The 23,853-nt window shown below is 65.0% G+C and carries 14 protein-coding genes; 1 reads left to right on the forward strand and 13 read right to left on the reverse strand.

Annotated features, from left to right (window positions below):
* Positions 1-197: 197 nt before the first annotated feature.
* From mdoH to pip, 4 genes are all read right to left on the reverse strand, one after another.
* The gene (gene mdoH, locus AC1TXO_RS24825) at positions 198-2,771 is read right to left on the reverse strand and encodes a glucans biosynthesis glucosyltransferase MdoH (protein ID WP_486404170.1); all 2,574 of its coding nucleotides are present in this window, start codon (positions 2,769-2,771) and stop codon (positions 198-200) included.
* Positions 2,764-4,509, reverse strand: a complete 1,746-nt coding sequence (locus AC1TXO_RS24830) for a glucan biosynthesis protein G (protein WP_486404171.1) — start codon at positions 4,507-4,509, stop codon at positions 2,764-2,766. Before AC1TXO_RS24830 ends, mdoH begins: the two co-directional genes overlap by 8 nt.
* Before the next feature lie 263 nt (positions 4,510-4,772).
* Entirely contained in the window at positions 4,773-5,210 is a 438-nt protein-coding gene (gene dtd / locus AC1TXO_RS24835; protein ID WP_486404172.1) for a D-aminoacyl-tRNA deacylase, read from the reverse strand.
* A complete protein-coding gene (gene pip / locus AC1TXO_RS24840) occupies positions 5,207-6,178 on the reverse strand; it encodes a prolyl aminopeptidase (protein WP_486404173.1) in 972 nt (323 codons plus the stop codon). Before pip ends, dtd begins: the two co-directional genes overlap by 4 nt.
* Before the next feature lie 409 nt (positions 6,179-6,587).
* Between pip and AC1TXO_RS24845 the strand changes: the two genes are divergently transcribed.
* The gene (locus AC1TXO_RS24845; RefSeq protein ID WP_486404174.1) at positions 6,588-12,512 is read left to right on the forward strand and encodes an NEL-type E3 ubiquitin ligase domain-containing protein; all 5,925 of its coding nucleotides are present in this window, start codon (positions 6,588-6,590) and stop codon (positions 12,510-12,512) included.
* Between the two features lie 79 nt (positions 12,513-12,591).
* Here AC1TXO_RS24845 and hutG read toward each other — a convergent pair whose 3' ends face one another.
* The 9 genes from hutG to hutU form a co-directional block, all read right to left on the reverse strand.
* A complete protein-coding gene (gene hutG, locus AC1TXO_RS24850; protein ID WP_486404175.1) occupies positions 12,592-13,395 on the reverse strand; it encodes an N-formylglutamate deformylase in 804 nt (267 codons plus the stop codon).
* Between the two features lie 10 nt (positions 13,396-13,405).
* The gene (gene hutI / locus AC1TXO_RS24855) at positions 13,406-14,611 is read right to left on the reverse strand and encodes an imidazolonepropionase (RefSeq protein WP_486404176.1); all 1,206 of its coding nucleotides are present in this window, start codon (positions 14,609-14,611) and stop codon (positions 13,406-13,408) included.
* Between the two features lie 15 nt (positions 14,612-14,626).
* The gene (locus AC1TXO_RS24860) at positions 14,627-16,030 is read right to left on the reverse strand and encodes an amino acid permease (protein ID WP_486404177.1); all 1,404 of its coding nucleotides are present in this window, start codon (positions 16,028-16,030) and stop codon (positions 14,627-14,629) included.
* A gap of 104 nt (positions 16,031-16,134) precedes the next feature.
* On the reverse strand, positions 16,135-17,667 hold the full coding sequence (gene hutH, locus AC1TXO_RS24865; RefSeq protein WP_486404178.1) for a histidine ammonia-lyase: 1,533 nt from the start codon (positions 17,665-17,667) through the stop codon (positions 16,135-16,137).
* Between the two features lie 23 nt (positions 17,668-17,690).
* Positions 17,691-19,214 carry an HAL/PAL/TAL family ammonia-lyase gene (locus AC1TXO_RS24870; protein ID WP_486404179.1) on the reverse strand — a complete coding sequence of 508 codons (1,524 nt, stop codon included), beginning with the start codon at positions 19,212-19,214 and terminating at the stop codon, positions 17,691-17,693.
* A gap of 8 nt (positions 19,215-19,222) precedes the next feature.
* Positions 19,223-20,053, reverse strand: coding sequence for a quaternary amine ABC transporter ATP-binding protein (locus AC1TXO_RS24875; RefSeq protein ID WP_054894807.1), 831 nt, complete (start codon positions 20,051-20,053; stop codon positions 19,223-19,225).
* On the reverse strand, positions 20,050-20,901 hold the full coding sequence (locus AC1TXO_RS24880; protein WP_186665766.1) for an ABC transporter permease: 852 nt from the start codon (positions 20,899-20,901) through the stop codon (positions 20,050-20,052). The genes AC1TXO_RS24875 and AC1TXO_RS24880 overlap by 4 nt, the downstream gene beginning before the upstream one ends.
* A 26-nt stretch (positions 20,902-20,927) precedes the next feature.
* A complete protein-coding gene (locus tag AC1TXO_RS24885) occupies positions 20,928-21,896 on the reverse strand; it encodes an ABC transporter substrate-binding protein (RefSeq protein ID WP_486404180.1) in 969 nt (322 codons plus the stop codon).
* Between the two features lie 156 nt (positions 21,897-22,052).
* Positions 22,053-23,732 carry a urocanate hydratase gene (hutU, locus tag AC1TXO_RS24890; RefSeq protein WP_486404181.1) on the reverse strand — a complete coding sequence of 560 codons (1,680 nt, stop codon included), beginning with the start codon at positions 23,730-23,732 and terminating at the stop codon, positions 22,053-22,055.
* Positions 23,733-23,853: the final 121 nt, after the last annotated feature.

A 23,853-nucleotide genomic window follows, 5' to 3' on the forward strand; every position in this document is an offset into this window, starting at 1 on the left:
GGGATGCTAACGCATGCAGGCGCTCGGACCTAGAGCCGGGGGGGACTTTGTTGGCCAAAAATCATCAGACGCGGGGACATTGCCGGCGAAGGCTTCGCCGTCGTTTCGCGACACAAGGCCGCTCCTGCGGGAGGATGCATTCCCCTGCAGGAGCGGCCTTGTGCCGCGAATGGGCCGCAAAGCGGCCTCCGTAGCGATCAGGCGCCGACGAGTGCCGGCTGGCCTTCACCCTCAGGATGCAGCGGCAACAGCGGCGAGTGCGGATCGTTGGCGATGGAGTTGCGCCACACCTTGATCCACGCCTCGTTCTGCTCGGCCCACACCCGCTCGTGCAGGCGCGACAGCGCCACCGGGTCGCTCAGCAGGGCCAGACGGGTGTTGCCGTCGAGGCCCTTCGGGCCGGCTTCCAGCGCCTTGGCGATGCGCTCGGCGCGCAGCGTCTCGATCGCCTCGGCCTGGCCGTGACGGGCGGTGCCCATGGCGCAGGCCAGGGCATTCTGGCGCGGATCGACCACGGCACGGACGAAGCCGTCATGCAGGGCATGCCAGCGGTTCTCGTGGGTGTACTGGTCGGTCGCCAGCAGCTCGTGCGGCGTGGCGTATTCCTCGGGGATCAGGAACAGACGCTCGTCCTTGGCCGCCAGGCCCAGGCGCACGCGGCTGGAGATCACCGAGACCGGGATCGACAGCACCAGCGAACCGACGATCGGTGCCAGCCACCACAGGAAGCTCGGGTTCAGCCAGGCCACCAGGCCCGCCCAGGCGAAGCCGAGCAAGGTCTGCGGGCCGTGACGGCGCACCGCCTCGCTCCACGGGGTGGAGTCGTCGTCACGCTGCGGCGAGTTCCAGGTCGCCGCCCAGCCGAGGAACGCGGCCAGCACGAAGCGGGTGTGGAAGATCATCCGCACCGGCGCCAGCAGCATGGAGAACAGCATCTCCATCAGCATCGACAGGGTGACCTTGATCCGCCCACCGAATTCGGTCGCGCCCTTGGCCCAGATCAGGATGACGCTGAGCAGCTTGGGCAGGAACAGCAGCACGATGGTGGTGGAGAACAGCGCGATGGCTTTCTCCGGGTGCCACTGCGGCCACAGCGGATAGAGCTGGAACGGTTCGATGAAGTACTGCGGCTCCATCAACGTGTTTGTCGCCAGCAATGCGGTCGACAGCACCAGGAACAGGAACCACAGCGGCGCCGACAGGTACGACATCACCCCGGTGAGGAACACCGCGCGGTGCACCGGGTGCATGCCCTTGACCAGGAACAGGCGGAAGTTCATCAGGTTGCCATGGCACCAGCGACGGTCGCGCTTGAGCTCGTCGAGCAGGTTCGGCGGCAGTTCTTCGTAGCTGCCCGGCAGGTCATAGGCGATCCACACACCCCAGCCGGCACGGCGCATCAGCGCAGCCTCGACGAAGTCATGCGAGAGAATCGCACCGGCGAAGGCACCCTTGCCCGGCAACGGCGCCAGGGCGCAGTGCTCGATGAAGGGCTTCATGCGGATGATCGCGTTGTGCCCCCAGTAGTGCGATTCACCCAGTTGCCAGAAGTGCAGGCCGGCAGTGAACAGCGGGCCGTAGACGCGGGTGGCGAACTGTTGCATGCGTGCGTAGAGGGTGTCCATGCCCGAGGCCTTCGGCCCGGTCTGGATGATACCGGCGTCCGGGTTGGCCTCCATCAGGCGCACCAGGCTGCTCAGGCATTCGCCGCTCATCACGCTGTCGGCGTCGAGCACCACCATGTACTTGTAGTCGCCACCCCAGCGACGGCAGAAGTCGTCGAGGTTGCCACTCTTGCGCTTCACTCGGCGCCGGCGGCGGCGATAGAAGATACGGCCGAAACCTTTCGCTTCACGGCACACTTCCAGCCAGGCTTGCTGTTCGGCGACTGCGATGTCGGTGTCGTTGGTGTCGCTGAGCACGAAGAAGTCGAAGCGGTCGAGGTTGCCAGTGGCGGCCACCGACTCGAAGGTCGCGCGCAGGCCGGCGAAGACCCGTGGCACATCCTCGTTGCAGATCGGCATGACGATCGCCGTACGCGCATCACTCGGGATCGGCTCGTTGCCGGCACTGCTGCCGGAAATCTTGTACTTGTCGCGGCCGGTGAGCAGCTCGAGGAAGCCCATCAACGCGGTCCAGAAGCCCGCCGACACCCAGCAGAAGAGGATGCCGAAGAGAATCAGGATGGAAGTCTGCAAGGCGTACGGCCAGACCTGCACGACGGTGTCCCAGATCGGCTGGTTGACCACTTCGTCCAGATCGACGAACGACCAGCCCTGGTACGGCAGGATGCCCTTCATGTACCAGCCGGCGACGATGGTCTGGCCGATCATCAGCGCCAGCAGGATGTAGCGGCGCAGCGAACCGACGCGACGCCAGCGGGCCGGCGGCAGCTCGCGCTTGGGCGGTTGCGGGGCATTGGGGCGACCGGTCATGCGCCGCCACATGCGCACCAGGACGTTGGTGCGCCATGGCTCGGGCAGGACCTTGGTGCGATTGATCGGCGGGGCGATCTTCAGGCACAGGCGGCCACCGCCGTCGACGCCGAGCATCTCGGCCTCTTCGAGCTCGGCGGCACTGCCGACGGTCAGGCGCGGGCCCACCGAGGCCTGCACGGCCTCGGTGGCGTTGGCGGCCGGATGGGCCGCCAGGCGTTGGTGGAGCTCGCCGAACGAGGTGCAGCTGGCAAGTTCTGCCCGCTGCTCGTCGCTCAGAGGGAGGTGGGCCAGGTACTCGCCAAGCGATTCCGGCCTTGCGTTCGAGTTACTCATCGGCAGGCAACTGATAGCTCCAGGTTTCGGTCAGCACCTTCTCGGTGGTGGCCGGGGCCCCGTTGGTGGACGCCGCATCGGCGGCTGGTTGCTCGGCAGCTTTCTCGGCCTTCTCGGCCTTGGCGTGCTGAGCCTTGGCGTGCTTGGCGGCAGCCTTGTCCTGCTTGGTTTCGGCTGCTTTGGTTTCCTTCGGTGCCTCGACCGGTACGTCGCGTACCAGCGCGGCACGCATCTCGGTGGACTTCTTCGGATCCTTGACCTTCAACCGCAGGGTCAGGCGCCAGCCCTTGATCTCCGGGTTATAGCGCAGGTTGTTCTCGACCAGCTCGGCGTTGTCGCCGACGCTGACCTGGCTGCGCACGGCGGTGTCTTCCGGCAGTGCCGCCAGCACCGGGCCGTCGAAGTCGACCAGGAAGGCCACGCTGCCATCGGCCTGACGGATCAGGTTGGCTTGCTTGACGTCACCGGTGGAGCGCAGGGTCTGCTTGACCCAGCCCAGGTCCTGGGCCTGGAACTTCGGCTCGCTGATGGTCCAGTGCAGGCGATAGTTGTACTCGAACGGCTTGCCCGGCTCAGGCAGGGTTTCCGGGCTCCAGAACGCCACGATGTTGTCGTTGGTCTCGTCGGCGGTCGGGATCTCGACCAGGTCGACGGTACCCTTGCCCCAGTCGCCTTTGGGTTCGATCCAGGTGCTTGGACGCTTCTGGTAGTTGTCGTCGAGGTCTTCGAAGTCGCTGAAGGCGCGCTGGCGCTGCATCAGGCCGAAACCGCGCGGGTTCTCGACACTGAAGTTGCTCACGGCCAGGTGTTTCGGGTTGTTCAGCGGACGCCACAGCCATTCGCCGTTACCGGCGTGGATCGACAGGCCTTCGGAGTCGTGCAGGGCAGGACGGTAGTTCTGCACCTTCGACGGCTGGTTCGGGCCGAACAGGAACATGCTGGTCAGCGGGGCGATGCCCAGGCGGCTGACGTGATCACGCAGGAAGACCTTGGACTTGACGTCGACGATGGTGTCGTCGCCCGGACGCACGATCAGCTTGTAGGCGCCGGTGGAGCGCGGCGAGTCGAGCAGCGCGTAGATCACCAGGTGCTTGTCGGCCGGCTTGGGCTTCTCGATCCAGAACTCGCGAAAGCGCGGGAACTCTTCGCCCGACGGCAGCGCGGTGTCGATGGCCAGGCCACGGGCGGACAAGCCATAGGCATGGCCCTTGCCGACCACGCGGAAGTAGCTGGCGCCCAGCAGGGTCATGATCTCATCCTGCTTGTCAGGCTTGTTGATCGGGTAGAGCACGCGAAAACCCGCGTAGCCGAGGTTCTTGGTGGCGTCGGCGTCATGCGGTACGTCACCGAACTCGAAGCGGCTCGGGTCGTACTTGATCTCCTCGACCTTGCTGGCGGTGATCTCGTTGATCTTCACCGGCGTGTCGAAGTGCATGCCCTGGTGATAGAAGGACAGCTTGAACGGGGTCTTGTCATTCGCCCATTCGGCCTTTTCCTGGATGAAGCGGATTTTCTGATAGTCCGCGTACTTCATGTCGCGGAACACCGGAGGCAGGTTGCTCTTCGGTGCTTCGAATTTCTGGCCGGCCAGATCCTTTGCCTTGGCTGCAACATCGTCAAGATTGAATGCCCACAGCTGGCCAGCGCTCATCAGGCCAACCAGCGCTGCGCCTGCCAACAAGGCCTTGCGCAGCCGATTGCCGGGGATTCTTGGTGCATTACAGGGACTTACAATCACGAGCAACCCTCGCCGTAAACAGATCATGAAACCAACGGCCAGCGACCAATGCCGGGTTGGCGAGCACTGTTCGGACCCCGCGAGGGCGCAATGATTCCCCAAACGGATCCAGACAATGCTCGAGTCAGAGTGAAACGAACCTGCGAACGCAGGCTCACGCAGCGCGCGATTATCCAGCACGCTGCGTTACAACGCATCAGGCTGGACAAACTATTTATCGTACAAAACCCCTTGTTTTCCTACAAACAAGGGGTTTTTGCGGCTCATATTTGTAACATAAATGTTACGGGGCCATCATTGACCAGATGAACCTGCATGTCCGCGCCGAACCGGCCACTCTCGACAATCGAATGCTGAAGCTTAGCCTGCTGCAGAAGATAGTCGAAAAGCTCGGCACCGAGCGCTGGCGGCGCTGCCGTGGAAAAACCTGGCCGCATGCCACTACGGGTATCGGCCGCCAGGGTGAACTGCGACACCAGCAGCAGCCCGCCGCCGATATCCTTGAGCGACAGGTTCATCTTGCCCTGCGGATCACCGAACACCCGGTAGTTCAGCAGCTTGTGCAAGAGCTTATCGGCATGTTCGCGGGTATCTTCAGGCTCGACCGCCACCAGCACCAGCAAACCCTGGTCTACAGCGCCGACGATCTCGCCTTCGACCTCGACCCGTGCGCCGCGTACACGCTGCAGCAGGCCCTTCATGCTTCTTCCAGGGGCAGGTCGAGCAGGCGCCGTGCCATCTGGTCGGCGGCGCGCACCAGGGCATCGGTGATACCCGGCTCGGAGGCCGCGTGGCCGGCGTCGCGGATCACCTTCAGCTCACTGTTCGGCCAGGCCTGGTGCAGCTCCCAGGCGTTGTCCAGCGGGCAGATCACGTCGTAGCGGCCATGCACGATCACCGCCGGCAGGTGGGCGATCTTCGGCAGGTCGCGGATCAACTGGTCCGGTTCGAGGAAGGCGTTGTTCATGAAGTAGTGGCATTCGATGCGGGCGATCGACAGCGCGCGCTGCGGCTCGGAGAAGCGATCGACCACCAGCGGGTTCGGACGCAGCGTGGCGGTACGGCCTTCCCAGGTCGACCAGGCCTTGGCGGCCTGCATCTGGGCAATCTGGTCGTGGCCGGTGAGGCGCTTGTGGAAGGCCTTGACCAGGTCACCGCGTTCCTCCGACGGAATCGGCGCGATGTAGTCCTGCCAGTAATCGGGGAACAGACGGCTGGCACCAGCCTGGTAGAACCATTCGATCTCCTGCGGGCGGCACAGGAAAATGCCGCGCAGGATCAGGCCATGCACGCGCTCGGGGTGGGTTTGAGCGTAGGCCAGCGCCAGGGTCGAGCCCCACGAGCCGCCGAACAGCACCCATTTGTCGATGCCCAGGTGCTCGCGAATGCGCTCAAGGTCTTCGATCAGGTGCCAGGTGGTGTTGTTCTCCAGGCTCGCGTGCGGCGTGGAACGCCCGCAACCGCGCTGGTCGAAGGTGATGATGCGGTACAGGTTCGGGTCGAAATAGCAACGGCTCTGGGCATCGCAGCCCGAGCCCGGACCTCCGTGGATGAACACCACCGGCAGACCTTCGGGCGAACCACTTTCGTCGACATACAACACATGCGGCGCTTCCACGGCCAGATCGTGCCGGGCGTAGGGTTTGATCTGAGGGTAGAGGGTCTGCATTGCGCACTCCATGAAGGGCTGATCTTCGGCAGGTGCCATCATAAACCTGATTCGCGTCGGGGCGCAGCCTGGATCACGTCATGACAGCCAGCGCCCGGTGCCGAGACTTATGTGCCGCACCAGGCCCTGAATGACTTCGGACACTGAGTTCCCGAAACTCAGGAACGCCGTCATGACCCCTACCCCCGCATCGCCTGCTCCCTCGACCCTCCACTACGACCTTGTCAGCCGGAAGTTGCCGACATGGGCCGGGCAAAGCTCGGCCGAAGATCATAGGTTCCTGCGACAGGCAGGCACGACACTACTGCCCTGGCTCAGGCAGGCGGCCCGCACCATGCCGGATGTGGTCCAGGCCTTCAAACGCGAACATGCCCTGTGGCGGAGCTTCAAGAAAGACCTGGATGGGCTCATGCCCGCCCTTCCCGCCCTCGAGCACTTTGCCGCCCCCTTGTTGAGCTCGGCCATCAAGGAGCGCTTCGGCATCAGTGTGGATGTGCGCAGGGCCTGTGTTTTCAACGCCAGCCTGACCGATACGCGGATCAACTTCGAGGGTATTTCCGATGATCCGGTCGTGGAATTGCACATGGCGCTGCGCCGCGGCACGCACACCCTGCTCAATGCGGCCCTGCAGAACTTCCCGCAGGCGAGCACCGTACGCGGCGGCATGAACCTGCCAGGACGCGCCCCGGCAGCAGTATTCGCTCACGACCCGATTCGCGACATCTCGGTGACCGGCGAACGCCTCCCCAGCATTCCCGCCCACGACTTTGCCACCCTGTGCCGCGAGCTCGACCTGGGTGCGAAGTACCAGAAGCTGATCGACGACACCCTGCACTCGAAGGCAACCCCGGACAGCAAAGATGCGACAACCGCGATGGCGATCACCCACGCTCGTCGCAAGCTGGAAGGCTCGGCTCTCAAGCTGGAAGCGCATGTCGCCTACATGAAGGGTGACATCAGCCGCCCCTTCCACCAGTGCCTGCTGCAGATGGCCAGCAATCAGCCTGCACAGCAGGGTGGCCGCACCGTGACCTGCAGCTTCCTGAAGCTATGGGACATCCCGCTGCAGGGTCCGCTGATCATCGGTCCTGATCGCGACGGGGCTACCGACACCCTGCCTATCCTCGCGTACATCCCCGGCGACCCGCGGTCCCCGCTCAAGGAATACCCTTCCACCACGGCGTTCAGCGAGGACCTGCGCGACAAATTGCTGGACGACAGCTACCGGTCGTTCTTCCAGCAGTTCATGCCCGAGGCCAAGCGGGCCAGCCTGACGAAAAAGATCCTCGATTGCGTCATGCCCTACACCCGCCAAGGCGCTTTCCTCACCCCGGGATGGGCCATCCTCAAGCGCACTCGCGACCCCAAGGCCAAGCTGCACCTGCGCGAGGACATCGACCCGCGCCCGCTGTTCGAGGCCCTGCTCGGCCGCAAGGACGCGTCACTACGCGCCAACGCGGCCTTCCACGCCGTGGCCACCGCCGAAGTGGATGCCCGGACACTGCACGAGCGCATCCTCTATTTCGCCAGCCTGGCCTTCACCTTCGCCAACGTCGCAGCCTTCGTCGTCCCGGTAATCGGTCAGGCCATGCTGCTGATCAACGTCGCGCAGCTGGCCTATGAAACCTATGAAGGCATCGACGCCTGGACCAAGGGCGAGCAGGACGAGGCCTGGGGCTATCTGGTGGATGTGCTGGAGAATGTCGCGGCGGTTGCGCTGCTGACCAGCGTCTCGGGCGGCGCTCCGATCCCGGCCACCGAACAGCTCACGGTCGAAACACCGTCGTTCATCGAAGACCTCGGCCCGGTGCAGATGCCTGACGGGCAGCCCCGGCTGTGGAAGCCAGACATCGCCCCTTTCGCCCACGATATTCTCCTGCCCGCTGATCTGCGCCCCGACGAATTCGGCCTGTATCACTATCAAGACAAGACCTGGCTGGCCCTGGAGGACAAGCTCTACTGCCTCGAACAGCCTCGACCCGGCGGTGAACATCGCCTGGTGCACCCGAGCCGCGACGACGCCTACCAGCCGGTGGTGCGCCACAACGGTGCCGGTGCATGGCTGCACGAGCTGGACCGCCCGGGCCAATGGCAAGGCTCGGCGCTGATCCAAAGGGCACACCCTGCTGCTGCACGCCTGCCGGCCAGCCTCCGGCAGCGTGTCCTGGACGTCAGCGGCGTGCACGAACTCGAGCTGCGCCAGATGCTGAGCCAGAACCAGCGTCCATCGGGGCTGCTGCTCGACACCCTCGCGCGCTTCGGCCTCGACGAGGAGATCGTCGGCGCGCTGCCCAACGCCAGCAGCGCCGCGCGCAACGCCGAGTTCAACCGCCGCTACGCCGCGCTGATCGGCCACGAAGTACCGGGCAGTGAAGTGATGACGCAACACTATCCCGAGCTGCCGAATGCCGTTGTCGAGGAAATCGCCCGGCAGGCCACCGCCGACGAACAGGCGCAACTGCACAACCATGAAATTCCGCTGCGCATGTTGCTGGAACTGGAGGCCAGCCAGGAAGAACTGCGCCTGAGCCGCGCATACGAGGGTTTGTTCCTGAGCTCGCCTCCCCACACGGCAGATACCGGCGCGCTAGTCCTGCACAGTGTGCACCGGCTGCCGGGCTGGCAGGACGACGTCAGGCTGGAGATCCGCGACTTCTCGCGACGAGGCCGCCTGCTGTCGAGCGTGGGTGATGAAGCAGCGCCGATCCGCAAGGTACTGGTCTACGCCAACGACGGCTACGAAGCCTTCGACCACGACGACCTGCACCTGCATGGACATGACACCATCTACGCATCGATCCTCCATGCCCTGCCCGACGCCCAGCGCAATGCCCTGGGCTTCCCCGGCACCTGGGACAGCGCCCGGCTGCAGCAGACCGTACTGGAAGGCCCGCTGCTGCCGCGCCAGGCGCTCAGGCGCGCGCTCGGGCTGGAGATCACCCGTCACGGCAGCGATCCCGAGATGGGCCTGGCACGTGGACGCGAAGTACAGGTACTGACCGGTGCCGGCGCCGGGCTCATCCTGCGCGAATCGCTGCTGGACATGCTGCGCTGGCTGCGCCGTGACGTGGTATTCGGCCAGACCCCTGATGCCATGCTAGCCGCGCTCGAGGCCGCAGGCCTGGACAACCAACAGATCTTCCAGCAACTGAGCCGGCTGCTGGATGAATACCAGGATCTGCGCAGCGCCATGGATGCGTGGGGTGAACAGTCAGGTCAACGGGTCGATCCGCTGGCGTCCGCCGACAGCCGCCGACGTACCAATGCCGCCATCTGGCAGTTCTGGCACGCCAGCTACCTGCCACAGATCCAGCCCTCCTCTGGCAACCTCTACCTGTTCAACGTCGACCTGGCCGACTTCCCCCAGCAGTTGCCGACCTTCGTGCCGGAGCGGGTCGATGCCCTGCACCTGCTGAACACCCGCCTGCCGGACAGCGCCATGGATATCGGCGAACCGAACAGCCGGGCACTCCTGCAGCGATTCCCCAATGCCACGACCCTGGTCATCGACGGTCAGTACTTCGACCGCACAGGCAATCCGCTCCCTGGCAACGAGGTATCGGCACGCTACCTGCTGAACGACCCCATGCTCGATGCCTCGGGCTGGAGCGATGTCGCCATCGAGAGCGGCAGCAATGCCGAAGCGATGCTCACGGCCCTCGACGAAGCAGGCCTGGATGCAACGCAGATCAACAACCGCATTGCCGTGCTGAGCGACGAAAGCGCCAGATTGCAAACAGCCCTGGATGGCTGGGAACCGGCTCGGCAGACGACGCAGGCCAACCGTGAGCGCAACAGCATCCGCCGCGCGATCTGGACCCTCTGGTTGCGCACGAGCCTGTCGGAGCTTGCCAGCTCGACCGCCGAACTCAGGCTTGAAGACGTGGACCTGGTGCACTTTCCACGCAATCTGCCGGCCTTCCTGCTGCAACGCATCGGGCGTCTGACCCTGACCCGCATCGCCTGGGCCAACGACACGCTATCGCGCTTCCTGGAACACTTCCCCCAAGCCTCGGCACTGGTGATCGACAGTGTGCCAGGCATGCCCCATCCCCTCAGGAACCGGACGCTGACCGCTGCAGTTTCCAGCACCCTGCCCGATTTGCGCGAGCTGTCGCTACTCGACCTGGGACTGCGGCTGGATGCGACCCACTTTCAGGACTTCGCGGCATTGAGCCGGCTTGAACACCTCGACCTGAGCGGCAACACCCTGGCGAGTGAACTGGATGCCGCATTCTCCCCCGTGCTGACAGGCATGACACTGAGCTACCTGGGCCTTGAACGCATGAACCTGCAGACATGGCCGAGCTGGCTGACGCTGGACAGGCTGCAAGCGCTGCAGACACTCTCGCTGCGCAGCAACACCCTGTACACGGTGCCTGCCGCGCTGACCTCAATGTTCAGCGATCTGCAGACCGTGATCCGCCTGCAGGGCAATCCGCTATCGGAACACTTCATACGCGATTGGCGGCTCGACAGAGAGCCTCTGGACTACGATGCTTTCCCACGTCTACCACAGCCAGTAAGGGGCGCACGGCTGGAAATGGACATTTCACCTGGTCTGGAAGCCCGTTTGACCCATCTCGAGACAGAGCGCGATCAACTCCGTGCAGTTCTCGACCCATGGGCCACCAACACCCATCCGGTTCCCCTTCCAATGCAACGCCTGATGGACAGGAGGTTGATCTGCACCAGCATCGCACAAAGCTGGCGCGGGCAAGTCAGGCATGACCTGCAAGGGCTGTCGCTCGTAGGCGTCAACCTGGCGCAGTTCCCACCACGACTGCCGGCGTTCTTCATCGAACGGATCACCAACCTCACCTTGTGGCGCAGCCGTATACAGGACAACGCACTCGACACGACGCTGAGAATGTTCCCCAGGGTCGAGGTGTTGACCCTGAGCGAGCTGGGCCAGGCGATGCCCTCCATCCCAATGGCCTTGCTGGAGCTGCCCCGCCTGATCTCGCTGAACCTCGAGAACAACGGATTGCTGATCGAAGAACCGGCCCTGGCCACTCTGGCAAGGATTCCTGGCCTGGTCGAATTGAACCTGCGTGGCAATCGTATCGGCGCAATCGGCGCCCAGGCCGGGCTGCCCGGCAACCTGCGAGTCCTGAACCTGCGCGCGAGCGCGCTCGATGCCTGGCCTGCCTGGGTAGACCGGCTGTCGTCTCTGGAAACCCTGGACCTGGACAATAACAACATCACCGCACTGCCAGACCACATCCGCAGCAACCCGCCAAGCCTGGGCCGACACACCCTGATATCGCTGCTGAACAACCCCCTGAGCTACGAGACACTGCAGGACATCAGTGAAAACGGCTATGGCAGCCGGACCTACACGGTGGAAGCCGACCTGCCTGAAGAACTGCGACCGGAACAGGTTTCCGACCATTCCGACCTCGGCCACTCGAGCGGCAGCGAAGACTATGTCTCGACCCCTGACCCTGAAGAAGTACCGAACCTTGAGACCTGGCTGACTGGCACACCTGAGCAGATCACCCGCCGTCGACAGGTATGGCAGCAATTGAGCAGCGATCCCCAGGCGCAGAACCTGATGGGGCTGGTCGGGCGCATGACCGGCACTTCGGCCTACCGCAGTACCAGCACCCGCGGTGCGCTGGTCGAGAGCGTCTGGGCAGTCCTGGAAACTGCCGCCAGCACCGCCGAGCAACGCGACCTGTTCAACGCCATCGCCAGCGACGCGCTGCTACAGCCGGACACCCAGCAACAGACCTGTCACGATGGTGTCTGGCTGGTGTTCAACCAGATCGAGCGGCAGCTGTTCATCAGCCGGGAAGTCGACGGCCTGCCCGAGGCCGAACGTGGCCCGGGCCTGTTGAGGCTCGCCACGCGCCTGTATCGTCTGGAGCGGCTGGACCAGCTTGCTCGCGAGCAGGCGGGCAACCGCGACGAAGCCGAGGTGCGCCTGGCCTACCGCCTGCACTGGGCCGATAGCCTGGAGCTGCCGCTGCCGCCGCAGAACATGCTCTACCGTGGTGTGGCCAGGGCCACGACTGAAGAACTGGATGCCGCGCGCGGGCTGGTACGCGATGGCGAGCGCGGCGAGGAACTGCTGCGCTTCGCCGCCCAGCAGCCGTTCTGGACGGACTACCTGCGCGACACGCATGCCGGACAGTTCAGCCAACTCGAAGATGCGTACCAGGCCCAGGTGCTGGATCTGCCGGAGCAGTATCCCGAGCGCAGCATCGATCAACTCGGCGATGAGTACCGAAGCCTGGAGGCGGATTACCAGCAGCAGGTCCAGGCGCTGATCCACCGCCTGACCATCGAGCAGCGGCAACGTAACACCGCCGGTACCTCGAACCGGTAACGAAAACCCCATCATGGAGCACTCCATGATGGGGTTGTTTTTCAACCGGTCCGCGCCGGTGCGCCAACGCCTGTGTGCATCAGCGTCCGTAACGCTCCCGGCCCCACTTCAGGACCGTCTGCAACAGGCGCTGCAACACCGCCTGCGTCGGCTCCGCCAGGTCTTGGCGATAGCCGAACGGCTCCACCTCGTTCATGTAGGTGCTCTGCGCCAGTTCCAGCTGCACGGCATGAACGTGATTGCCCGGATCGCCATAGTGGCGGGTGATGTGGCCGCCCTTGAAGCGCCCGTTGAGTACATGGCTGTAGTCCGACTCATCGGCGCACACCGCCTTCAGCTGCTCGGCCAGTACCGGGTCGCAGCTCGCGCCATTGAAAGTGCCCAGGTTGAAGTCCGGCAGCTTGCCGTCGAACAGGTGCGGGATCAGCGAGCGAATTGAATGGGCATCCCACAACAGGGCGTAGCCGAACTCGGCGCGCAGACGATCCAGCTCCTGACGGAGGGTGTCGTGGTAGGGGCGCCAGATCCTCTCCAGATAAGTCGCACGCTCGTCAGCCGACGGCACCTGCCCATCCTTGAACAACGGCTCGCCCTCGAACAGCGTCGCCGGATACAGCCCCGTGGTGGCGCCGACATACAGCGGCTTGTCATCGTCCGGGCGATTCAGGTCGATGACGAAGCGCGAGTACTCGGCCGCCACCACGCTGGCCCCCAGATCGCGGGCGAAATCGTAGAGCTGCGGAATGTGCCAGTCGGTGTCCGGCAGGCTCCGGGCCGCATCGACCAGCCCCGCCTCGACGGCGGGGGTCAGTTTGAGGCCGGCATGGGGCATGCTGATCAGCAGCGGCAGGCGACCTTGATGAAAACTCAATACCTTGTCCATGACGCCTCGCTCAGTGGGAAATTTCGTGGCCCAGGCGCATCACGCGCTTGGGCAGGTCGCCACCCAGCCAGTAGGCCAGGTCGGCAGGGCGGTCGATCTGCCAGGCGACGAAGTCGGCAACCTTGCCCACCTCCAGCGAGCCATGGCTGTCGCCCAGGCCCAGGGCCGTGGCGGCGTGCAGGGTAACGCCGGCCAGGGCTTCTTCGGGCGTCATGCGGAACAAGGTGCAGCCCATGTTCAGCATCAGGCGCAGCGACAGCACCGGCGAGGTGCCAGGGTTGAGGTCGCTGGACAGGGCGATCTTCACCCCATGGCGGCGCAGGGCGTCCATCGGTGGCAGCTGGGTTTCACGCAGGAAATAGAACGCCCCCGGCAGCAGCACTGCGACGGTACCGGCGCCAGCCATGGCGATGGCGTCCTCTTCGGTCATGAACTCCAGGTGATCGGCCGACAGCGCCTGGTAGCGCGCCGCGAGGCTCGAACCATGCAGCGACGACAGTTGCTCGGCATGCAGCTTGACCGGCAGCCCCAGCTCACGCGCCTTGATGAACACCCGCTCGACCTGCGCCGGCGAGAACGCCAGGTGCTCGCAGAAGGCATCCACCGCATCCACCAGCCCTTCGGCGGCCAGGGCCGGGAGCATCTCATCGCAGATATGGGCGATGTAGTCGTCGGCGCGACCGGCGTACTCCGGCGGCAATGCGTGAGCCGCCAGGCAGGTGGCGCGTACGGTCACCGGCAGCTCTTCGCCGATACGCCGGGCAACGCGCAGCATCTTGCGCTCGTTGGCCAGGTCCAGGCCATAGCCGGACTTGATCTCGAGCGTGGTCACGCCGTCGCGCAGCAGCGCCTGCACGCGCTGGCGGGCGCTGGCCAGCAGGTCGTCCTCGCTGGCGGCGCGGGTGGCACGCACAGTGCTGGCGATACCGCCGCCATTGGCGGCGATCTCGGCGTAGCTGACGCCCTGCAGGCGCTGCTCGAACTCACCGCTGCGGTTGCCGCCGAACACCGTATGGGTGTGGCAGTCGATCAGGCCGGGGGTGACCCAGGCACCGCCCAGGTCGACCACGTGCTGGGCATCGACGCCCGGCAGTTCGGCCTGGGGGCCGATCCATTCGATCCGCCCGGCATTGGTGACGATCGCCGCATCCTCGATGATCGAGTAGCTGCCGTTGGCCATGGTGGCCGCGTGGCAGTGCTGCCAGAGGGTTCTCATAAAGCTCTCCACAAGTCAGCGGTGCAGTTCGGCCTGCTCCCGGGCGACCTGGCCCTGCCCTGAGCGCGGCTTGCACCACAACAGGTAGGACAGCACCAGGAACACCACCCACGCCACGCCCACCAGCAGCGCCGCCTGGGTGTTCGGGAAGTAGCCGAGCACACCGAAAATGAACAACATGAACACAATCGCCAGCGCCGGGCCCCACGGCCAGAACGGCACCGGGAACTCCAGCGCGGCCGCTTGCTCGCGGCTCATGCGCCGGCGCATGGCCACCTGGGTGACCAGGATCATCAGCCACACCCACACGGTGGCGAAGGTGGCGATCGAGGCGATCAGCAGGAAGACGTCTTCCGGGATCAGGTAGTTGAGCAGCACGCCCAGCAGCAGCGCCGCGCCCATCACCAGCACCGTCAACCACGGCACGCCGTGCCGCGACAGCTGCGCAAAGCCGCGTGGCGCCTGGCCCTGCTCGGCCAGGCCGTACATCATGCGACCCGCGCCGAAGATGTCGCTGTTGATCGCCGATACCGCGGCGGAAATCACCACCACGTTCAGCACCGCAGCGGCCGAGCCGATACCGAGGTTGCTGAAGATCTGCACGAAGGGGCTGCCCTGGGTGCCGATCTGCGGCCAGGGGTACAGGCACATCAGCACGAACAGCGTCAGCACGTAGAACAGCAGGATGCGCAGCGGCACGGCGTTGATCGCCTTGGGGATCACGCGCTTGGGATCCTTCGCCTCACCAGCGGTGATGCCGATGATCTCGATGCCACCGAAGGCGAACATCACCACCGCGAACGAGGCGATCAGGCCAGCGACGCCATTGGGCAGGAAGCCGCCGTGCTCGAACAGGTTGGCGACCCCGACCGTGGCCCCGCTGCCCACCTGGCCCAGGCCGAAGGCCATGATGCCGAAACCGGCGAGAATCATTGCGACGATGGCGCCGACCTTGAGCAGCGACAGCCAGAACTCCATCTCGCCGAACACCTTGACGTTGCACAGGTTCAGGCCGCCGATCAGGAACACGATGCCCAGCACCCAGATCCAGCGCGGCACCTCGGGGAACCAGAAGCCCATGTAGATGCCGAACGCGGTCACGTCGGCGATGCACACGATGATCATCTCGAACGCGTAGGTCCAGCCAAGCACGAACCCGGCCAGCGGCCCGAGATAGGTGCTGGCGTACTGGCCGAAAGAGCCGGCCACGGGGTTGTGCACGGCCATTTCGCCGAGGGCGCGCATGACCATGAATACTGCGGCGCCGCCGATCAGGTAGGCCAGCAGCACCGCTGGCCCGGCCATCTGGATCGCCGAGGCCGAGCCGTAGAACAGCCCGGTGCCGATGGCCGATCCCAGGGCCATGAATCGAATGTGTCGGGCGGTCAGCCCGCGTTTGAGTCCTTGTGCCTGCTGCATGGTTCGTCCTTATTGTTGTTCTCGGGGGCCTCATCGCCAGGCGAGCCCGGCCCTGCAGGTTCGGCTGCAGGAGCGGGCTTGCCTTGCGAAGGCATCGACAGCGATCAGAGGCTTGGCAATACTCCGGCCGGCAGCAGCGCGGTCAGGCGCCCTTCAGCCAGCAGTTGCACCGCCACTTCGATGTCGGGCGCGAAGAAACGGTCGCGGTCATAGTGCGGCACCTCACGACGCAGGGTCTGGCGCGCCTGCTCCAGCTTGGTCGAGGTCTTGAGCCCCTCACGCAGGTCCAGGCCCTGACAGGCGCCCAGCCACTCGATGGCCAGCACGCCACGGGTGTTCTCGGCCATTTCCCACAGGCGCTTGCCCGCAGCCGGTGCCATCGACACGTGGTCTTCCTGGTTGGCCGAGGTCGGCAGGCTGTCGACGCTGTGCGGGTGCGACAGCGCCTTGTTCTCGCTGGCCAGTGCGGCGGCGGTGACCTGGGCGATCATGAAGCCAGAGTTGACCCCGCCGTTTTCCACCAGGAACGGCGGCAGCTGCGACATGTGCTTGTCCATCATCAGCGAGATGCGCCGCTCGCTCAGCGAACCGATCTCGGCAATGGCCAGGGCGAGGTTGTCGGCCGCCATGGCCACCGGCTCGGCGTGGAAGTTGCCGCCGGAAATCACTTCGTCCTCGGCCGCGAACACCAGCGGGTTGTCGGAGACGGCGTTGGATTCCACCGCCAGCACCTCGGCAGCCTGGCGCAATTGGGTCAGGCAGGCGCCCATGACCTGCGGCTGGCAACGCAGCGAGTACGGGTCCTGGACCTTGCCGCAGTTCTTGTGCGATTGCGAAACCTCGCTGGAGTCGCCCAGCAGGTCACGGTAGCAGGCGGCCGCGTCGATCTGGCCACGCTGGCCGCGCACTTCATGGACACGGGCATCGAACGGCGAGCGCGAACCCAGTGCCGCTTCCACGGTCAGCGCGCCGCAGGCGATGGCACCGGCGAACAGGTCTTCGGCCTGGAACAGGCCGCGCAGCGCATAGGCGGTGGACGCCTGGGTACCGTTGAGCAGGGCCAGGCCTTCCTTGGCGGCCAGGGTCAACGGCTCGAGGCCGGCAACCGCCAGCGCTTCATTGGCATCCAGCCATTGCCCCTGGTAGCGCGCCTTGCCCTCGCCCAGCAGCACCAGCGACATGTGCGCCAGCGGCGCGAGGTCGCCCGAGGCGCCGACCGAGCCTTTGAGCGGAATGTGCGGGTAGACCTCGGCATTGACCAGGCTGATCAACGCATCGATGACCTTGCGGCGGATACCGGAGAAGCCGCGGCTGAGGCTGTTGATCTTCAGCACCATGATCAGGCGTACCAGCGCATCGTCCAGCGGCGCACCGATACCGGCCGCGTGCGACAGCACCAGCGAACGCTGGAGGTTTTCCAGGTCGTGGCTGGCGATGCGGGTCGAGGCCAGCAGGCCGAAGCCGGTGTTGATGCCATAGGCGGTGCGGTCCTCGGCGAGGATGCGCTCGACGCAGGCAACGCTGGCATCGATGGCGGCACCGGCGCCGGCATCCAGGCTCAGGCGCACCGGCGCCTGGTGGATACGGCGCAGTTGGGCCAGGGTCAACTGGCCGGGGGTCAGGGTCAAAGCTTCCATGTTCATGCTCCTTGTTATTTTGGTTAGTGCAGCGCAGCCAGTACCGGCTGCGGCAGCCGTGGATCCTTGAGCAGGGCCGCGGCACTGGCGATATCCGGCGCCAGCCAGCGGTCCTGCAGGTAGGCGGGCACCGTCTCGCGCAGCAGGCGCCAGGCGGCATCGGTGCCGGCGCCGAAACGCTGGTCCTTGAGGAACTCGAAGGCCTGGGCGGCCAGCAGGTACTCGATGGCGAGGATCTGCGTGCAGTTCTCCAGCACCTGGTGCAGCTTGAGCGCGGCATTGGTGCCCATGCTCAGGTGGTCTTCCTGCAAGCCCGAGGTGACGAAGTTGTCGAGCACCGCCGGTTGTGCCAGCTGGCGGTTCTGCCCGCACAGCGAGGCGGCGACGTACTGGGCGATCATCATCCCCGAATTCACGCCCGGGTTGCTGACCAGGAACGCCGGCAAGCCGCTGACGTGCGGATTGACCAGGCGGTCCAGGCGGCGCTCGGCGATCGAGCCGATCTCGGCCATGGCGATCGCCAGCAGGTCGGCCGCCAGGGCCACCGACTGACCGTGCGGGTTGGCCTGCGAGACCACGCGAAAATCGTCCGGCGTACCCAGCAGCAGCGGATTGTCGTTGGCGCCGTTGAGCTCGGCCTCGACCAGGCGCACCACGTGGGCGAACTGGTCGCGGGCCGCGCCATGCACCTGCGGGATCGAGCGGATGCTCAGGGCATCCTGGGTACGGATGCCCTTGCTCGAGGCGATCACCTCGCTGCCGTCGAGCAGCGCGCGCAGGTTCTCACCCACCACTTGCATGCCCGGGTGCGGCTTGAGGGCAATGATCTCGGGATCGAAGGCGGCGATCTGGCCACGCTGGGCCTCGAAGCTCATGGCACCGATCACGTCGGCCCATTGCAGCAGGCGGTTGGCATCGTCCAGCGCCAGGCTGGCCAGGCCGGTCATGCACGGCGTGCCGTTGACCAGGCACAGTCCGTCCTTGGCCCCCAGTTGCACCGCAGCCAGCCCGGCATCGGCCAGGGCCTCGGCGGCCTCGACGATACGCCCGCGGTAACTGACCTTGCCCACGCCCAGCAGGCACACGCCCACATGGGCCATGTGCGTGAGGTAGCCCACCGAACCCTGCGCAGGCACCTGCGGGGTGATGCCATGCTCGAGCAGCGCCAGCAACGCCTCGACCACCGAGCGCTGCAGCCCTGACTTGCCATGGCTGTAGTTGACGATGGCGGCGCAGATGATCGCCCGCGCCTGGTCATCCGGCAGCGCCGGGCCGACGCCGCAGGCATGGCTGAGCAAGGTGTTGCGCGACAAGGCGCTGAGCTGCTCGCCCTGCAGCGACACATTGCACAGCGCTCCCAGGCCGGTGTTCACGCCATAGGCGCGTTCGCCGCTGTCGACGATGCGCCGGACGATGGCCTGGGCGTTGTCGATACGCGCCCAGACCTGCGGCGCCAGTTCCAGGCGCGCGCCGTGGCGGGCCACGGCGGCGATGTCCTGCCAACGCACCGGGCCGTTGCCGATGACGACGACTTCAGGTTTCGACATGCTGCTCCTCATACCGCAACGGCGCGGCGCTGGACGAAGCGGTCGACGTATTCGTCGGCCGGCGAGTGGAGGATCTCCTGCGGCGTGCCGACCTGGATCAGGCGGCCATCCTTGAGAATGGCGATGCGGTTGCCGATGCGCACCGCCTCGTCCAGGTCGTGGGTGATGAACACGATGGTCTTGTGCAGGGTCTTCTGCAGCTCGAGCAACTGGTCCTGCATTTCGGCGCGGATCAGCGGGTCGAGGGCACTGAAGGCCTCGTCCATGAGGATGATGTCGGTGTCGGCAGCCAGCGCCCGGGCCAGGCCCACGCGCTGGCGCATGCCACCGGAGAGCTGGTGCGGGTACTTCTTCTCGTAGCCCTTCAGGCCCACGGTCTCGATCCACTGCAGCGCGCGCTCCTGGCACAGCTGCTTGCTCTCGCCGCGCACCTTCAGGCCATAGGCGACGTTGTCCAGCACGTTGCGGTGCGGCAGCAGGCCGAAGCTCTGGAACACCATGCTGATCTTGCGCCGGCGGAATTCGCGCAGGGCCTCCATGTCGTACTGCAGGATGTCTTCGCCATCGACCAGGATCTGCCCGCTGGTGGGGTCGATCAGGCGGTTGAAGTGGCGCACCAGGGTGGACTTGCCCGAGCCGGACAGGCCCATGATGACGAAGATCTCGCCGCTGCCGATCGACAGCGACAGGTCGTTGACCCCGACCACGCAACCGGTCTGCGACAGCACCTGCTCCTTGCTGCGCGCTTCGCGGATCAGTTGCAGGGCTTCCCCGGCGCGCTCGCCGAAGATCTTGAAGACGTTCTTCACTTCGATCTTGCTGATCGGCTGAGTGCTCATTTGCTCACCTCATGACGTGGCCGACCATAGGCCTGGGTAATGCGGTCGATCACCACCGCGAGAATCACGATGGCCAGGCCCGCTTCGAGCCCGCGGCCGACGTTGAGGGTCTGGATGCCGACCAGCACATCCTCGCCCAGGCCACGGGCGCCGATCATCGAGGCGATCACCACCATCGACAGGGCCATCATGGTGGTCTGGTTGATGCCGGCCATGATGCTCGGCAGCGCCAGCGGCAACTGCACGCCGAACAGCTGCTGCCAGCGGTTGGCGCCGAAGGCGTTGATCGCCTCCATCACTTCGCCATCGACCTGGCGAATCCCCAGGTCGGTCAGGCGGATCAGCGGCGGCGCCGCGTAGATCACGGTGGCGAAGATCGCCGGCACCTTGCCCAGGCCGAACAGCATCAACACCGGGATGAGGTACACGAAGCTGGGCATGGTCTGCATGATGTCCAGCAGCGGCATCAGCACCGCCCGCAGGCGGTTGCTGCGCGCCGAAAGGATGCCCAGCGGAATGCCCACCAGCACCGAGATCAGCGTCGCCACCAGCATCAGTGCCAGAGTCTGCATCAGCTTGTCCCACAGGCCGACAGCGCCGACCAGGAACAGCAGGCCGGTGATCACCAGCGTCGGCAGGATACGGCGGGTGGCATGCCAGGCGATGACCGCGACCACACCCAGCATCAGCCACCAGGGCGTGGCGCGCAGCAGGCCTTCGAGGTTGACGATGGCCCACAGCAGGGTGTCGGAGATGTGCCGGAACACATCGCCGTAGTTGGTCACCAGCGCATCGACCCAACCATTGACCCAGTCGGCGATGGAGAATGTCAGATTGTCAGGAAACATAGGTACCACTCATCAGGTGAGGACGCTCAGAGCGCCGCATTGATCTTCTTGGCAGCGTCTTCGCTGACCCACGCCTGCCAGACTTCAGGATGTTCCTTCAGGAAGATCTTGGCCAGCTTCGGCGATTCGATGCGCTCCTTGCTCATCCGCCCCAGATTCTGGTTGAGCAGGTCGATCGGGATATTGACCTTCTCCAGCACGCCGACCAGTTCCGGCGCCTGTTCGTGGAACACTTTCGACAGGCCGACCTTGATCGACACGGTCTTGTCCACGCCCGGCTTTTCGTCGAGCTTGACCAGGTCGATCTGGCCCATCAGCGGGGTCGGGGTCCAGTAGTAGAACAGGATTGGTTCGCCGCGCTTGTAGCTCGACAGCGCTGCGGCATCCAGCGCCGGGCCGGTGCCCGGGCGGAAGTTGGTGAATTTGTCTTCCAGGCCGTAGTCCTTGAGCATCTGGCTGTTGTCCAGCTCGCAGGTCCAGCCGGCCGGGCAGTTGTAGAAGCGGCCTTTGCTCGGTTCTTCCGGGTCCTTGAAGACGCTGGCGTACTTGCCCAGGTCGGCGACGTTCTTCAGGTCAGGAGCCTTGGCTTCGAGCTTGCGCTTGGCATCGCCCTCGATCACGTAGCGCGGTACGTACCAGCCTTCGACGGCGCCTTGCACCGGCGCACCGACGCCAACGACCTTGCCGGCCGCCTCGGCCTTTTTCCACACTTCGCTACGGCCTACCCATTCCTCGGCGAACACCTGGATATCGTTGGTGCCCAGGGCGTTCTCCATGGTGATGGAGTTGCCCGGCAGGCTGTCGGTCTTGCAGTCGTAGCCCTTCTCGAGCACGAACTGCATCACGTCGGTCAGCAGCATGCCGCTTTCCCAGTTCAGTCCGGCGAACTTCACCGGTTTGCCAGATTCGCACCAGGTAGCGGCCTGAGTGGCACCGGCGGCGCCGAGCAGGCCAAGGGCGAACAGCGAAGCAAGCAAGGTCTTGTTGGTTTTCATTGCGTGACGCTCCCAAACTCTTGAAGTGGAAATCGGCAGTCCTTGCAAAGAAGGTGGATCACCCGGGGCCAATGCGTGGCCCATCGCGGGACCAGCCCGCTCCTACTGTAGGAGCGGGCTTGCCCGCGAAGGGACGCAAAGCGTCCCCGAGGCCACTCAACCAGTAATCATCGGCAGGTTCAGACCCTGCTCTTTGGCGCAATCGATCGCAATCTGGTAACCGGCATCGGCATGACGCATCACGCCGGTGGCCGGGTCGTTGGTCAGCACACGGGCGATACGCGCGGCGGCTTCGTCGGTACCGTCACAGACGATCACCACACCCGAGTGCTGGGAGAAGCCCATGCCCACGCCACCACCGTGGTGCAGCGACACCCAGGTAGCGCCGCCTGCAGTGTTCAGCAGGGCGTTGAGCAGCGGCCAGTCGGACACTGCATCAGAGCCATCCTGCATGGATTCGGTTTCACGGTTCGGGCTCGACACGGAACCGGAGTCCAGGTGGTCGCGGCCGATCACCACCGGCGCCGACAGCTCGCCGCTGCGGACCATTTCGTTGAACGCCAGGCCCAGCTTGGCGCGCAGGCCCAGGCCAACCCAGCAGATACGCGCCGGCAGGCCCTGGAAGCTGATACGCTCGCGAGCCATGTCCAGCCAGCGGTGCAGGTGCTCGTCGTCCGGGATCAGCTCCTTGACCTTGGCGTCGGTCTTGTAGATGTCCTGCGGGTCACCCGACAGCGCAGCCCAGCGGAACGGACCGATACCGCGGCAGAACAGCGGGCGGATATAGGCCGGCACGAAGCCTGGGAAATCGAAGGCATTCTTCACGCCCTCTTCCTGGGCCATCTGGCGAATGTTGTTGCCGTAGTCGAAGGTCGGTACACCGGCCTTCTGGAAGTCGAGCATGGCTTGCACGTGCACGGCCATCGACTGCTTGGCGGCCTTGACCACGGCAGCCGGGTCGGTCTTGGCGCGGTCGCGATACTGCTCCCAGGTCCAGCCGATCGGCAGGTAGCCATTGAGCGGATCGTGAGCGCTGGTCTGGTCGGTGACCATGTCCGGACGCACGCCACGCTTGACCAGCTCCGGCAGGATTTCAGCAGCGTTGCCGTGCAGGGCGATGGAAACGGCCTTGCCTTCGGCGGTGTACTTGGCGATGCGCGCCAGGGCGTCGTCCAGGTCGGCGGCCTGCTCGTCGACGTAGCGGGTGCGCAGGCGGAAGTCGATGCTGACCTGCTGGCATTCGATGTTCAGCGAGCAGGCGCCGGCCAGGGTGGCCGCCAGTGGCTGCGCGCCACCCATGCCGCCCAGGCCTGCGGTCAGGACCCACTTGCCGGTCAGGTCGCCGTTGTAGTGCTGGCGACCAGCTTCGACGAAGGTTTCGTAGGTGCCCTGGACGATGCCCTGGCTACCGATGTAGATCCAGCTGCCGGCGGTCATCTGGCCGTACATGGCCAGACCCTTGGCGTCCAGCTCGTTGAAGTGCTCCCAGTTGGCCCAGTGCGGCACCAGGTTGGAGTTGGCGATCAGGACACGCGGGGCGTTGCTGTGGGTCTTGAACACGCCGACCGGCTTGCCCGACTGCACCAGCAGGGTTTCGTCGTCGTTGAGTTCTTTCAGAGTGGAAACGATCTTGTCGTAGCACTCCCAGTTGCGCGCAGCGCGGCCGATACCGCCGTAGACCACCAGTTCCTTGGGGTTCTCGGCCACTTCCGGATCGAGGTTGTTCATCAGCATGCGCAGCGGTGCTTCGGTCAGCCAGCTCTTGGCGTTCAGCTGGGTGCCACGCGGGGCACGGATCTCGACGTCACGGAAGGTGGTGGGCTTTTTGTCAGTCACGAAAGGTGCTCCTTGAGCGATCTATTCAAACCCGACGAGATCGGCGGGCCGGGGCTGTCTGTACCGTGCGCGATGGGACGGCCTATCCACTATTGCGCACTTATCTTTACTTGTACATACA

It is taken from the genome of Pseudomonas sp. FA117 (assembly GCF_057370475.1).

Coding starts and splice junctions, on each gene's coding strand:
- AC1TXO_RS24870 (WP_486404179.1), bottom strand. CDS start 19,214: ATGTCGAAACCTGAAGTCGTCGTCATCGGCAACGGCCCGGTGCGTTGG.
- mdoH (WP_486404170.1), bottom strand. CDS start 2,771: ATGAGTAACTCGAACGCAAGGCCGGAATCGCTTGGCGAGTACCTGGCC.
- pip (WP_486404173.1), bottom strand. CDS start 6,178: ATGCAGACCCTCTACCCTCAGATCAAACCCTACGCCCGGCACGATCTG.
- AC1TXO_RS24880 (WP_186665766.1), bottom strand. CDS start 20,901: ATGTTTCCTGACAATCTGACATTCTCCATCGCCGACTGGGTCAATGGT.
- AC1TXO_RS24885 (WP_486404180.1), bottom strand. CDS start 21,896: ATGAAAACCAACAAGACCTTGCTTGCTTCGCTGTTCGCCCTTGGCCTG.
- hutG (WP_486404175.1), bottom strand. CDS start 13,395: ATGGACAAGGTATTGAGTTTTCATCAAGGTCGCCTGCCGCTGCTGATC.
- hutI (WP_486404176.1), bottom strand. CDS start 14,611: ATGAGAACCCTCTGGCAGCACTGCCACGCGGCCACCATGGCCAACGGC.
- AC1TXO_RS24860 (WP_486404177.1), bottom strand. CDS start 16,030: ATGCAGCAGGCACAAGGACTCAAACGCGGGCTGACCGCCCGACACATT.
- AC1TXO_RS24845 (WP_486404174.1), top strand. CDS start 6,588: ATGCCCGCCCTTCCCGCCCTCGAGCACTTTGCCGCCCCCTTGTTGAGC.
- AC1TXO_RS24875 (WP_054894807.1), bottom strand. CDS start 20,053: ATGAGCACTCAGCCGATCAGCAAGATCGAAGTGAAGAACGTCTTCAAG.
- hutH (WP_486404178.1), bottom strand. CDS start 17,667: ATGGAAGCTTTGACCCTGACCCCCGGCCAGTTGACCCTGGCCCAACTG.
- dtd (WP_486404172.1), bottom strand. CDS start 5,210: ATGAAGGGCCTGCTGCAGCGTGTACGCGGCGCACGGGTCGAGGTCGAA.